This window comes from Streptococcus mitis (assembly GCF_946188585.1).
GTDB lineage: Bacteria > Bacillota > Bacilli > Lactobacillales > Streptococcaceae > Streptococcus > Streptococcus mitis_DG.
In genome coordinates this window covers 341,532-354,488 of sequence record NZ_CAMHVI010000001.1, presented here as the reverse complement: position 1 = coordinate 354,488, position 12,957 = coordinate 341,532, and the positions used below count along the sequence as shown (strand labels likewise).

General features: G+C 40.9%; 12 protein-coding genes. 11 read left to right on the top strand and 1 reads right to left on the bottom strand.

Translation table 11 applies throughout. The annotated features are described in order from the left end of the window. Positions 1-25: 25 nt before the first annotated feature. Positions 26-2,329, top strand: coding sequence for a DNA translocase FtsK (locus tag N8M66_RS01765; protein WP_314725940.1), 2,304 nt, complete (start codon positions 26-28; stop codon positions 2,327-2,329). Between the two features lie 45 nt (positions 2,330-2,374). Here the strand turns inward: N8M66_RS01765 and N8M66_RS01760 are convergent, their stop codons facing one another. Next, positions 2,375-2,803 carry a DUF6556 family protein gene (locus N8M66_RS01760; RefSeq protein ID WP_261045243.1) on the bottom strand — a complete coding sequence of 143 codons (429 nt, stop codon included), beginning with the start codon at positions 2,801-2,803 and terminating at the stop codon, positions 2,375-2,377. A gap of 138 nt (positions 2,804-2,941) precedes the next feature. On the opposite strand from N8M66_RS01760, the gene N8M66_RS01755 reads away from it, so the two are divergent. The 10 genes from N8M66_RS01755 (at position 2,942) to N8M66_RS01710 (ending at position 12,836) form a co-directional block, all read left to right on the top strand. Then, positions 2,942-4,084 carry a cysteine desulfurase family protein gene (locus N8M66_RS01755; protein ID WP_261045242.1) on the top strand — a complete coding sequence of 381 codons (1,143 nt, stop codon included), beginning with the start codon at positions 2,942-2,944 and terminating at the stop codon, positions 4,082-4,084. Positions 4,085-4,092: 8 nt separating this feature from the next. Next, on the top strand, positions 4,093-5,307 hold the full coding sequence (gene thiI / locus N8M66_RS01750) for a tRNA uracil 4-sulfurtransferase ThiI (RefSeq protein WP_261045241.1): 1,215 nt from the start codon (positions 4,093-4,095) through the stop codon (positions 5,305-5,307). Between the two features lie 137 nt (positions 5,308-5,444). Next, entirely contained in the window at positions 5,445-6,269 is an 825-nt protein-coding gene (locus N8M66_RS01745; protein ID WP_049532194.1) for an alpha/beta hydrolase, read from the top strand. 20 nt (positions 6,270-6,289) lie between these two features. Beyond that, the gene (locus N8M66_RS01740; protein WP_261045240.1) at positions 6,290-7,030 is read left to right on the top strand and encodes an esterase family protein; all 741 of its coding nucleotides are present in this window, start codon (positions 6,290-6,292) and stop codon (positions 7,028-7,030) included. Positions 7,031-7,042: 12 nt separating this feature from the next. Further along, positions 7,043-8,209 carry an ATP-grasp domain-containing protein gene (locus N8M66_RS01735; RefSeq protein ID WP_261045238.1) on the top strand — a complete coding sequence of 389 codons (1,167 nt, stop codon included), beginning with the start codon at positions 7,043-7,045 and terminating at the stop codon, positions 8,207-8,209. Between the two features lie 157 nt (positions 8,210-8,366). Beyond that, a complete protein-coding gene (gla, locus tag N8M66_RS01730) occupies positions 8,367-9,236 on the top strand; it encodes an aquaglyceroporin Gla (protein WP_261045236.1) in 870 nt (289 codons plus the stop codon). A 125-nt stretch (positions 9,237-9,361) separates the two neighbouring features. Further along, positions 9,362-10,087 carry a CppA family protein gene (locus tag N8M66_RS01725; protein ID WP_261045234.1) on the top strand — a complete coding sequence of 242 codons (726 nt, stop codon included), beginning with the start codon at positions 9,362-9,364 and terminating at the stop codon, positions 10,085-10,087. Then, positions 10,084-11,019, top strand: coding sequence for a serine hydrolase domain-containing protein (locus N8M66_RS01720; RefSeq protein ID WP_261045232.1), 936 nt, complete (start codon positions 10,084-10,086; stop codon positions 11,017-11,019). Before N8M66_RS01725 ends, N8M66_RS01720 begins: the two co-directional genes overlap by 4 nt. An 8-nt stretch (positions 11,020-11,027) precedes the next feature. Further along, positions 11,028-11,924 (top strand): DMT family transporter, encoded by an 897-nt coding sequence (locus tag N8M66_RS01715; RefSeq protein WP_261045231.1) that lies wholly within the window; start codon positions 11,028-11,030, stop codon positions 11,922-11,924. A gap of 153 nt (positions 11,925-12,077) precedes the next feature. Beyond that, complete coding sequence (locus tag N8M66_RS01710; protein ID WP_261045229.1) at positions 12,078-12,836, top strand: CPBP family intramembrane glutamic endopeptidase; 759 nt, start codon at positions 12,078-12,080, stop codon at positions 12,834-12,836. Positions 12,837-12,957 lie beyond the last annotated feature (121 nt).

Below are 12,957 nucleotides of genomic sequence, written 5' to 3'. Positions count from 1 at the left end.
CTGTGAAATATGGTATAATAGAAGAATGGCAAACAAGAATACAAGTAAAACAAGACGGAGACCGTCTAAAGCAGAACTCGAAAGAAAAGAAGCGATTCAACGAATGCTGATTTCGTTGGGAATCGCGATTTTATTGATTTTCGCAGCATTTAAATTAGGGGCTGCAGGTATCACTCTTTACAATTTAATCCGCTTGCTGGTGGGGAGCCTAGCTTATCTGGCAATATTTGCCCTCTTGGTCTATCTCTTCTTTTTCAAGTGGATCCGAAAACAGGAAGGGCTCTTATCTGGCTTTTTCACCATATTTGCAGGCTTGCTCCTGATTTTTGAGGCCTACTTGGTTTGGAAATATGGTTTGGACAAGTCCGTTCTAAAAGGAACCATGGCTCAGGTTGTGACGGATTTAACTGGTTTTCGAACGACCAGTTTTGCTGGAGGAGGCTTGATTGGTGTTGGACTCTATGTGCCAACTGCCTTTCTCTTTTCAAATGTCGGCACTTACTTTATTGGTTCTATCTTGATTTTAGCTGGAGCCCTCCTAGTCAGTCCTTGGTCTGTTTACGATATTGCTGAATTCTTCAGTAGAGGCTTTGCCAAATGGCGGGAAGGGCATGAGCGTCGAAAAGAGGAACGCTTTGTCAAACAAGAAGAAAAAGCTCGTCAAAAAGCTGAGGAAGAAGCTAGATTAGAAAAAGAAGCAGCTGAGAAAGCCTTGCTCGATTTGCCTCCTGTCGATATGGAAACAGGTGAAATTTTGACAGAGGAAGCTGTTCAGGCTCTTCCACCTATGCCTGAAGAAGAGTGGGTGGAACCAGAAATCATCCTGCCTCAAGCTGAACTTGAATTCCCTGACCATGAGGAGACCTTTGATGATGAAGATGTACAGGTTGATTTTTCAGCCAAAGAAGCCCTTGAATACAAACTTCCAAGTTTACAACTTTTTGCCCCAGATAAACCAAAGGACCAGTCTAAAGAGAAGAAAATCGTCCGAGAAAATATCAAAATCCTAGAAGAAACTTTTGCCAGCTTTGGTATCAAGGTGACAGTTGAACGGGCTGAAATTGGTCCATCAGTGACCAAGTATGAAGTCAAGCCAGCAGTGGGTGTAAGGGTTAACCGCATTTCCAATCTAGCAGATGACCTCGCTCTAGCCTTGGCAGCCAAGGATGTTCGGATTGAGGCACCAATACCTGGTAAATCCTTAGTCGGAATTGAGGTTCCTAACTCTGAGATTGCGACTGTGTCCTTCCGCGAACTATGGGAACAATCTCAAACGAAAGCAGAAAATCTCTTGGAAATTCCTTTAGGGAAGGCAGTTAATGGCACCGCAAGAGCTTTTGACCTTTCAAAAATGCCTCATTTGCTCGTCGCAGGTTCAACGGGTTCAGGGAAGTCAGTAGCTGTTAATGGTATTATTGCTAGCATTCTCATGAAGGCAAGACCAGACCAAGTCAAATTTATGATGGTAGACCCTAAGATGGTTGAGTTGTCTGTTTACAATGATATCCCCCATCTCTTAATTCCAGTTGTGACCAATCCACGCAAGGCCAGTAAGGCTCTGCAAAAGGTTGTGGATGAAATGGAAAACCGTTATGAACTCTTTGCCAAGGTGGGAGTTCGGAATATTGCAGGTTTTAATGCCAAGGTAGAAGAGTTCAATTCCCAATCTGAATACAAGCAGGTTCCACTACCACTCATTGTCGTGATTGTGGATGAGTTGGCTGACCTTATGATGGTAGCCAGCAAGGAAGTAGAAGATGCTATTATTCGTCTCGGACAGAAGGCGCGTGCGGCTGGTATCCACATGATTCTTGCAACCCAGCGTCCATCCGTTGATGTCATCTCTGGTCTGATTAAGGCCAATGTCCCATCCCGTGTGGCATTTGCGGTTTCGTCTGGTACAGATTCACGAACAATCTTGGATGAAAATGGAGCAGAAAAACTGCTTGGTCGCGGAGATATGCTCTTTAAACCGATTGATGAAAATCATCCAGTTCGTTTACAAGGATCCTTTATCTCGGATGACGATGTCGAACGTATCGTAAACTTTATCAAGGCTCAGGCAGATGCGGACTACGATGAGAGTTTTGATCCAGGTGAGGTCTCTGAAAATGACGGAGAATTTTCAGATGGTGAATCTGGTGGAGATCCGCTTTTTGAAGAAGCCAAAGCTCTAGTTATTGAAACTCAGAAAGCCAGCGCATCTATGATTCAGCGTCGTTTGTCAGTTGGATTTAACCGTGCGACCCGTCTCATGGAAGAGCTTGAGATGGCAGGTGTCATTGGTCCAGCTGAAGGTACCAAACCAAGAAAAGTTTTACAACAATAAAAAAAATAGCTTCTTTCCAAGTTTGGAAGGAAGCTATTTTTGTGATTACTGGTTTGTTTTAGCTTCAGAACTCGTCGTATTTGACTGTGTTCCGTTATCGCTTGTTTCTTTATTTGTAGCTGGTATAGAAGAGTCCTGAGTTGCTGTTTTCTGATCTTCTTTTTTCTCTTCCTTGACGCTGGATTTTGGCGTTTCCTCTTGCTGTGTTTTTTCTTGACTAGTATTATTTTCCTTATTGGGATTAGTGTTTTCCTGAGGGGATTCCTTTTGAATTTCTTTGACAATGGTTGTCGTCTGGCTTGTCGTAGGTTCTTTTTTAGTATTTTTATTATTATCCAAGGCGTTCATAATCGTGATACTTGCGGTAATCAAGCCAAGGATACTACCGATAGTAGCAACGGTTTTTTGAAAGACCGTAAAGCCTTTTTTGATGTGTTCTGTTTTTGGTTTTGAAGTTCTACGATAATTAGACATACATTCTCTCCTTTAATTAAAATTTATTATACCGCATTTCTTTAAAAAAATCTTAAAAAAAGAGGAATTGCCCTTTCTTGTCGCAAGCTCCGTTTCATGATACAATAGAGGGAGTGATTTTAGAAAGCGTGAGAAAATATGATTTACTTTGATAATTCAGCGACGACCAAGCCTTATCCTGAAGCCCTTGAAACTTATCTGCAGGTCGCTTCAAAAATTTTAGGAAATCCGTCTAGTCTCCATCGTTTGGGAGACCAGGCAACACGAATCTTAGATGCTTCCCGGCAGCAAATTGCGGATTTGATTGGTAAGAAAAGTGATGAAATCTTCTTTACCTCTGGTGGAACAGAGGGAGATAACTGGGTCATCAAGGGTGTGGCCTTTGAAAAAGCCCAGTTTGGCAAGCACATCATTGTATCTGCCGTTGAACATCCAGCAGTCAAAGAATCAGCCCTTTGGTTGAAATCTCAAGGTTTTGAAGTGGATTTTACTCCAGTAGATGAGAAAGGATTTGTGGATGTTGAGGCTCTAGGAGCTTTGATACGACCTGATACGATCCTCGTCTCTATCATGGCAGTTAACAATGAAATCGGCTCTATTCAACCTATTAAAGCTATTTCAGAACTCTTGGCAGACAAGCCAACTATTTCCTTCCACGTTGATGCGGTTCAAGCACTTGCTAAGATTCCAACTGAAAAGTATCTAACAGAACGAGTGGATTTTGCGACCTTTTCGAGCCATAAGTTTCATGGAGTCCGTTGTGTTGGTTTTGTCTATATCAAGTCTGGCAAGAAGATTACGCCCCTTTTAACAGGTGGTGGTCAGGAGCGTGATTATCGTTCGACAACTGAAAATGTGGCAGGAATTGCAGCGACAGCCAAGGCCCTCCGTTTGTCTATGGAAAAGCTAGATTTCTTTACGAGCAAGACTGGACAGATTAAGGCAGTCATTCGTCAAGCGCTTTTGGACTATCCGGATATATTTGTCTTTTCAGATGAGGAAGACTTTGCCCCTCATATTCTGACTTTTGGGATTAAGGGTGTTCGTGGAGAAGTCATTGTTCACGCCTTTGAAGACTATGATATTTTCATCTCAACGACCTCTGCTTGTTCATCCAAGGCTGGGAAACCAGCTGGAACCTTGATAGCTATGGGAGTCGACAAGGATAAGGCCCAGTCAGCTGTGCGTCTTAGCCTAGACCTTGAAAATGATATGAGTCAGGTTGAGCAGTTTTTGACCAAGTTAAAATTGATTTACAATCAAACTAGAAAAGTAAGATAGGAGCATTCATGCAGTATTCAGAAATTATGATTCGCTACGGTGAGCTGTCAACCAAGGGTAAAAACCGTATGCGTTTCATCAATAAACTTCGCAATAATATTTCAGACGTTTTGTCTATCTATCCCCAAGTTAAGGTAACGGCAGATCGCGACCGTGCCCACGCTTACCTCAATGGAGCAGATTACACAGCAGTAGCAGAATCGCTCAAACAAGTATTTGGTATTCAAAATTTTTCCCCTGTATACAAGGTCGAAAAATCTGTAGAAGTTCTGAAGTCTGCTGTCCAAGAGATTATGAAAGATATCTATAAGGAAGGCATGACTTTCAAAATCTCTAGCAAGCGTAGCGATCACAACTTTGAATTGGATAGTCGTGAACTCAACCAAACACTTGGAAGTGCTGTATTCGAAGCTATTCCAAATGTGCAAGCTCAAATGAAAAGTCCTGACATCAATCTTCAGGTGGAGATCCGTGAAGAAGCAGCCTATCTTTCTTATGAAACCATTCGTGGGGCTGGTGGTTTGCCAGTTGGAACTTCAGGTAAAGGGATGCTTATGTTGTCAGGAGGGATTGACTCACCTGTAGCAGGTTATCTTGCTTTGAAACGTGGAGTGGATATTGAGGCTGTTCATTTTGCCAGCCCACCATACACGAGTCCTGGTGCTCTTAAAAAAGCCCAAGATTTGACCCGTAAATTAACCAAGTTCGGGGGAAATATCCAGTTTATCGAAGTACCTTTCACTGAGATTCAAGAGGAAATCAAGGCTAAGGCGCCAGAAGCCTACCTTATGACCTTGACGCGTCGCTTTATGATGCGGATTACTGACCGTATTCGTGAGGTACGAAATGGTTTAGTTATCATCAATGGGGAGAGTCTAGGTCAAGTAGCCAGCCAAACCCTTGAAAGCATGCAGGCTATCAATGCCGTTACCAACACTCCCATCATCCGCCCAGTTGTAACCATGGATAAGTTGGAAATCATTGATATTGCACAAGAAATTGATACCTTTGACATTTCAATCCAGCCTTTTGAAGACTGTTGTACCATTTTTGCGCCAGATCGTCCAAAGACCAATCCTAAGATTAAGAATGCGGAGCAGTACGAAGCGCGTATGGATGTTGAAGGATTAGTAGAGCGAGCAGTGGCTGGAATCATGATTACTGAGATTACACCGCAGGCTGAAAAAGATGAAGTGGATGACTTGATTGATAATTTGCTCTAATTCAGAAAATCCAGAAGAATTTAGAAAAATAAATGAAAAAGTTAGTTTTTAATTCCAAAAACGGAAGCAAAACTAACTTTTTTTCTATAATTGTGATATAATAAAATAAAATTTTGAATATAGAGAGTTTTCTGACAATGAATCAATCCTACTTTTATTTAAAAATGAAAGAACACAAACTCAAGGTTCCTTATACAGGTAAGGAACGCCGTGTACGTGTTCTTCTACCTAAAGATTATGAGAAAGACACGGATCGTTCCTATCCTGTTGTTTACTTTCATGACGGGCAAAATGTTTTTTATAGCAAGGAGTCTTTCATTGGCCATTCATGGAAGATTATCCCAGCTATTAAGCGTAATCCTGATATCAGTCGCATGATTGTCGTAGCCATTGATAATGATGGTATGGGGCGGATGAATGAGTATGCGGCTTGGAAGTTCCAAGAATCTCCTATCCCAGGCCAGCAATTTGGCGGTAAGGGCGTGGAGTATGCTGAGTTTGTCATGGAGGTGGTCAAGCCATTTATCGATGAGACCTACCGTACTAAAGCTGATCGCCAGCATACGGCTATGATTGGTTCCTCACTAGGCGGCAATATTACCCAGTTTATCGGTTTGGAATACCAAGACCAAATTGGTTGTCTAGGAGTCTTTTCATCTGCCAACTGGCTGCACCAAGAAGCCTTTAACCGCTATATAGAGCGCCAGCAACTGTCGCCTGACCAGCGCATCTTCATCTATGTAGGAACAGAGGAAGCAGATGATACGGACAAGACCCTGATGGCTGGTAATATCAAACAAGCCTATATCGACTCGTCGCTTCGATATTACCATGATTTAATAGCAGGGGGAGTACACTTGGATAATCTTGTCTTGAAAGTTCAGTCTGGTGCCATCCATAGTGAAATCCCTTGGTCGGAGAATTTACCAGACTGTCTGAGATTTTTTGCAGAGAAATGGTAAGTTAGAAAAGGAGAAAGCCAATGCATATTGAACATCTTAGCCACTGGAGTGGTCACCTCAACCGTGAAATGTACCTTAATCGTTATGGACATGCTGGGATTCCAGTTGTGGTCTTTGCTTCATCAGGTGGTAGTCACAATGAATACTATGATTTTGGCATGATTGATGCCTGTGCTTCTTTTATCGAGGAAGGCCGTGTCCAGTTCTTTACCCTATCCAGTGTAGATAGTGAGAGCTGGTTGGCTACTTGGAAAAATGGTCACGACCAAGCGGAAATGCATCGTGCCTATGAACGCTACGTGATTGAGGAGGCCATTCCTTTTATCAAGCATAAGACAGGTTGGTTTGATGGCATGATGACTACAGGTTGCTCGATGGGCGCCTACCATGCAGTCAACTTTTTTCTCCAACATCCAGATGTCTTTAACAAGGTGATTGCTCTCAGCGGTGTTTACGACGCACGTTTCTTTGTCGGCGATTACTACAACGACGATGCCATTTACCAAAACTCGCCAGTAGATTATATCTGGAACCAGAACGACGGCTGGTTTATTGACCGTTATCGTCAGGCAGAGATTGTGCTGTGTACGGGTCTTGGAGCCTGGGAACAAGACGGTTTACCATCATTTTACAAGCTCAAAGAAGCCTTTGACCAGAAACAAATTCCAGCCTGGTTTGCTGAATGGGGACACGATGTCGCCCACGACTGGGAATGGTGGCGCAAACAAATGCCTTATTTCCTTGGCAATCTCTATTTATAAAAGGAGTTACCTATGAATTACCTTGTTATTTCTCCCTACTATCCACAAAACTTTCAACAGTTTACCATTGAACTAGCTAATAAAGGCATCACAGTCTTGGGAATTGGCCAAGAGCCCTACGAGCAACTGGATGAGCCCTTGCGCAATAGCCTGACTGAGTATTTCCGTGTTGACAATCTTGAAAATGTAGACGAAGTCAAGCGCGCTGTTGCTTTTCTCTTTTATAAACATGGCCCGATTGACCGTATTGAATCCCACAATGAATACTGGCTTGAGCTGGATGCAACACTCAGAGAACAATTCAATGTTTTTGGTGCCAAACCAGATGATCTCAAAAAGACTAAATTTAAGTCTGAAATGAAGAAACTTTTCAAAAAAGCAGGTGTCCCTGTGGTGCCTGGAGCTGTTATCAAGACGGAAGAAGATGTTGATCAAGCTGTGAAAGAAATCGGTCTTCCAATGATTGCCAAGCCTGATAATGGAGTAGGAGCAGCCGCAACCTTTAAGCTTGAGACAGAAGACGATATCAATCACTTCAAGGCTGAGTGGGACCATTCAACCGTTTATTTCTTTGAGAAATTTGTCACTTCCAGTGAAATCTGTACATTTGATGGTTTAGTGGATAAGAATGGTAAGATTGTCTTTTCAACAACCTTTGACTATGCTTATACACCGCTTGATCTCATGATTTACAAGATGGACAATTCTTATTACATCCTCAAGGATATGGATCCTAAATTACGTAAATATGGTGAGGCTATCGTCAAAGAATTTGGTATGAGAGAACGGTTCTTCCATATCGAGTTCTTCCGTGAGGGAGATGATTACATTGCCATTGAGTACAATAACCGTCCTGCAGGTGGTTTTACCATTGATGTTTATAACTTTGCCCATTCCTTGGACCTCTATCGTAGCTATGCGGCGATTGTCGCAGGAGAAGAGTTTCCTGCCTCAGAGTTTGCCCCTCAGTATTGTTTGGCTACTTCTCGCCGTGCAAATGCTCATTATGTCTATTCTGAGGAGGATTTACTTGCCAAATACAGTCAGCAGTTCAAGGTTAAAAAAATCATGCCAGCAGCCTTCGCGGAACTTCAAGGAGATTACCTTTATATGCTGACAACTCCGAGTCGACAAGAAATGGATCAGATGATTGCAGATTTCAGCCAACGTCAAGAATAAGAACTATCGGATTAAGGAAATGGGATCCCTTAATCCTTTTGCTTTTTATAAGAAATAAAACCGCTTTCTTATATATTCTTTTAGAAAACCTGTTGCTAAAAGATATAAAAATTGATAGAATAGGGATTGTCTAAAAAATATTAAGGAGAATCTATCAATGGATTTCGCATGGGCAGTCAAATATGCCACTGAATTTTTGGGAACTGCTATTTTGATCATTCTTGGAAATGGTGCAGTTGCCAACGTTGAACTGAAAGGTACGAAAGGTCACCAAAGTGGCTGGATCGTTATCGCTGTTGGTTATGGTATGGGGGTTATGATCCCAGCTTTGATGTTTGGTAATGTATCTGGTAACCACATCAACCCAGCTTTCACTCTTGGACTTGCGATCAGCGGTCTCTTCCCTTGGGCACAAGTTGCGCCTTACATCATTGCACAAGTTTTGGGTGCTATCTTTGGTCAAGCCTTGGTTGTGGCAACACACCGCCCATACTACTTGAAAACTGAAAATCCAAACAATATCTTGGGTACTTTCTCAACAATTTCAAGTTTGGATAATGGTACAAAAGAATCACACTTTGCAGCAACTGTTAATGGTTTTGTAAATGAGTTTGTTGGTTCATTTGTTCTTTTCTTTGCAGCTCTTGGATTGACTAAAAACTTCTTTGGAGCTGAAGTCCTCCAATACATGAAACAAATGGCTAGTCAAGCAGGACAAAATGTTGACTTCTCTGATTTAGCAATTAAAGCCCAAGTAGCACCACATACTGCTTCAGGACTTTCAGTAGCTCACTTGGCACTTGGATTCCTTGTTATGGCCTTGGTAACATCACTTGGTGGACCTACAGGACCTGCCTTAAACCCAGCCCGTGACTTGGGACCACGTCTCCTTCATGCTTTCCTTCCAAAATCAGTTCTTGGTGAGCACAAAGGCGATTCAAAATGGTGGTATTCTTGGGTACCAGTAGTAGCACCTATCGCAGCAGCAATTGCGGCAGTAGCTATCTTCAAATTCCTTTACCTATAAGAAATTGAAACCGGGGAAATCCTCGGTTTTTTTAGATGAAATTTTTACGAAAAATCGGTAAATTTGAGTATAATATCTTGTAAAAAATTCTAAAATCCTTTAAAATAAAAGAGTTGGAGGAGTTTATGAATGTAAATCAGATTGTACGGATTATTCCTACTTTAAAAGTTAATAATAGAAAATTAAATGAAATATTTTATATTGAAACCCTTGGCATGAAGGCCTTATTAGAAGAGTCAGCTTTTCTGTCACTAGGGGATCAAACAGGTCTTGAAAAGCTGGTTTTGGAAGAAGCACCAAGCATGCGTACTCGTAAGGTAGAGGGAAGAAAAAAACTAGCTAGATTGATTATCAAGGTGGAAAATCCCTTGGAAATCGAAGGCCTCTTATCTAAAACAGATTCGATTCATCAATTATATAAAGGGCAAAATGGCTACGCTTTTGAAATTTACTCGCCAGAAGATGATTTGATTTTGATTCATGCAGAAGATGACAGAGCAAGTCTAGTAGAAGTAGGAGAAAAACCTGAATTTCAAACAGATTTGGAATCAATCTCTTTAAGTAAATTTGAGATTTCTATGGAATTACATTTCCCAACTGATGTCGAAAGTCTCTTGAAACCATCTGAACTTGGGGCATCACTTGGTTTTATCGCAGCTCAGGGGCAGGATCTGTCTGTGAACAATACGGTTACTTGGGACTTATCTATGCTCAAGTTCTTGGTCAATGAACTAGATTTAGCAAGTCTACGCCAGAAATTTGAGTCTACCGAATATTTTATTCCTAAGTCTGAAAAATTCTTCCTTGGTAAAGATAGAAATAATGTTGAATTGTGGTTTGAAGAAGTATGAAGTGGACCAAGATTATTAAAAAAATAGAAGAACAAATCGAGGCAGGGATTTATCCCGGAGCCTCTTTTGCGTGTTTTAAGGACCATCAATGGACGGAGATTTATGTAGGCCAGAGTGACTCAGAACATGGCTTGGATACTGAGGCAGGACTAGTTTACGACCTAGCTAGTGTCAGTAAGGTTGTTGGGGTTGGTACTGTTTTCACCTTCTTGTGGGAAAAAGGTCAATTAGATATTGACAGACCAGTAACCGATTTTTTACCTGAAAGTGATTATCCAGATATCACTATTCGCCAGCTCTTGACTCACGCAACAGATCTTGATCCATTTATTCCTAATCGTGATCTTTTAACAGCTTCAGAATTAAAGGAAGCGATGTTTCATCTCAACAGACGAAGTCAGCCAGCCTTTCTTTATTCGGATGTTCATTTTTTGCTATTGGGCTTTATTTTGGAAAGAATCTTCGATCAAGATTTGGATGTGATTTTACAGGATCAAGTCTGGAAACCTTGGGGAATGAATGAAACCCAGTTTGGGCCAGTTGAGCTTGCTGTTCCAACAGTCAGAGGTGTAGAGGCAGGTATCGTGCATGATCCCAAGGCTCGTCTCTTGGGCAGACATGCTGGTAGTGCTGGTTTGTTTTCGACTGTAAAGGATTTACAAATCTTTTTGCAGCACTATTTAGAGGATGATTTTGCAAGAGACTTGAGTCAAAATTTTTCTCCTTTGGATGACAAGGAACGTTCTTTAGCATGGAATTTGGAAGGAGATTGGTTAGACCATACGGGCTATACAGGTACCTTTATCATGTGGAATCGCCAGAAGCAAGAAGCGGCTATTTTCCTATCGAATCGTACCTATGAAAAGGATGAGAGGGCTCAATGGATTATAGACCGCAATCAAGTGATGGACTTGATTCGCAAAGAAGAGTAAGGAGAGACATGTCAAACAGTTTAAAAGGGACTCTATTAACAGTTGTGGCTGGGATTGCTTGGGGCTTGTCAGGAACGAGTGGCCAATACCTGATGGCACATGGAATTTCGTCTCTGGTTTTAACTAACTTACGACTTTTAATCGCCGGTGGGATTCTCATGGTCTTGGCTTATGCTACTGCAAAGGATAAAATGCTAGCCTTTTTAAAGGATAGAAAGAGTTTGCTGTCTCTTCTTATTTTTGCTCTAATTGGTCTCTTCCTCAACCAATTCGCCTATCTAACTGCTATTCAGGAGACCAATGCAGGAACAGCGACTGTGCTTCAGTATGTTTGTCCTGTCGGGGTTTTGATTTATAGCTGTATCAAAGATAAGGTGGCACCGACACTGGGAGAGATTATTTCAATCATATTAGCCATTGGAGGGACCTTCCTGATTGCAACTCATGGGCAATTGGACCAGTTATCCATGACACCTGCAGGCCTGTTCTGGGGTCTCTTTTCTGCTCTGACTTACGCACTTTATATCATTTTGCCCATAGCCTTGATTAAGAAGTGGGGGAGCAGTTTGGTCATTGGTGTGGGAATGGTCATAGCAGGTTTGGTCGCTCTTCCTTTTACAGGAGTTCTACAGACTGTTATCCCAACTAGTCTTGATTTTCTCCTCGCTTTTGCGGGCATTATTCTTATCGGGACTGTCTTTGCCTATACAGCTTTCCTTAAAGGAACCAGTCTGATAGGACCGGTCAAGTCAAGTTTGTTGGCTTCAATTGAACCAATCTCGGCGGTTTTCTTTGCCTTCCTAATTATGAATGAACAATTTTATTCTATTGATTTTCTTGGTATGGCAATGATTTTAATTGCAGTCACTTTGATTTCGTTGAAAGATTTATTGTTAGAGAAATAAACAAAAAAATGAAAGTAGATGATAACCACTCTCAAAGAGGGGTTATTTTTACTAATAAAAGCTTTTGAATCTAAATGAATTAATGAAATTTTATAAAAGTTTAAGCCTTTTTTCTTAAAATATTTATATGAGTATAGAATACCTGGAGAAAATATGAATATTTTTAAAAAAATACATCCATCTAAACCTCAAAAATACTTGAGATGGTTTGACATTGTGATTATTACGATCATAATGTTTGGTCAGTTTATAATTCGTTCAACTGAGCTATTTTTAGCAAATACGTTTCCAACGGGTGCATCAAGTACAGTAGGGACAGTTAGACAGGCTGCAAGCGAAGGTGCGGCTTATTTTAGTAATTTTACCCTGCAAGCTATATTACTGACTGTGACCTTACTCTATCTTTTGATTCGAAATTATGATTTTAAACAGCTTCCTATTAGCTGGAATTGGTCCACTATCTTTTGGGTTCCATTTATATTTGCTTTAGTGGGACTGTTTGGAGACTTGGTTACAACTCTCACTGGTAAATATAATTACTTTAATCCAGACCTTTTTGCCTATATAGATTTCACGCAAATAATAGGGAAGTTCTTAGCTCTCAGTCCGATAGCGATTGCCTATGCCTTGCTTAATGGATTTTATGAAGAGTTTTTCTTTCTAGGTTTGTTAACTTCAGTGAAGGAAAAACACAAGTGGTTGGTTTTGCTTTATTTTACTATTATTCGTATTTCCTTCCACACCTATCAAGGATTAGTATGGGCTTTGGTAATCGGTGTAGTTTATGGCTTATTCTATTATTTCTTATACAAATATAAAATTAAAAATCTCCTTCCATTCTTTCTCATGCATGCTTTAGCAGATATGTTTGGTTCTAGCCTGATCTATCTATTGGTTGCTTGGGGGACTTAAGAAACAGAAAAGAGACTGGGTAAAAACTCAATTTTAGTAGAAAATGAAGTAAATCTTCCCACAATAAAACGCATAGTATCAAGGTTTTTCAATATCTGATATTATGTGTTTTTGATTTTAA

Bases quoted from the DNA above. Each gene is read 5' to 3' on its own strand.
- N8M66_RS01745 (WP_049532194.1), top strand. From the start codon at position 5,445: ATGAATCAATCCTACTTTTATTTAAAAATGAAAGAACACAAACTCAAG.
- N8M66_RS01740 (WP_261045240.1), top strand. From the start codon at position 6,290: ATGCATATTGAACATCTTAGCCACTGGAGTGGTCACCTCAACCGTGAA.
- N8M66_RS01760 (WP_261045243.1), bottom strand. From the start codon at position 2,803: ATGTCTAATTATCGTAGAACTTCAAAACCAAAAACAGAACACATCAAA.
- gla (WP_261045236.1), top strand. From the start codon at position 8,367: ATGGATTTCGCATGGGCAGTCAAATATGCCACTGAATTTTTGGGAACT.
- N8M66_RS01715 (WP_261045231.1), top strand. From the start codon at position 11,028: ATGTCAAACAGTTTAAAAGGGACTCTATTAACAGTTGTGGCTGGGATT.
- N8M66_RS01725 (WP_261045234.1), top strand. From the start codon at position 9,362: ATGAATGTAAATCAGATTGTACGGATTATTCCTACTTTAAAAGTTAAT.
- N8M66_RS01755 (WP_261045242.1), top strand. From the start codon at position 2,942: ATGATTTACTTTGATAATTCAGCGACGACCAAGCCTTATCCTGAAGCC.
- N8M66_RS01720 (WP_261045232.1), top strand. From the start codon at position 10,084: ATGAAGTGGACCAAGATTATTAAAAAAATAGAAGAACAAATCGAGGCA.
- N8M66_RS01710 (WP_261045229.1), top strand. From the start codon at position 12,078: ATGAATATTTTTAAAAAAATACATCCATCTAAACCTCAAAAATACTTG.
- N8M66_RS01735 (WP_261045238.1), top strand. From the start codon at position 7,043: ATGAATTACCTTGTTATTTCTCCCTACTATCCACAAAACTTTCAACAG.
- thiI (WP_261045241.1), top strand. From the start codon at position 4,093: ATGCAGTATTCAGAAATTATGATTCGCTACGGTGAGCTGTCAACCAAG.
- N8M66_RS01765 (WP_314725940.1), top strand. From the start codon at position 26: ATGGCAAACAAGAATACAAGTAAAACAAGACGGAGACCGTCTAAAGCA.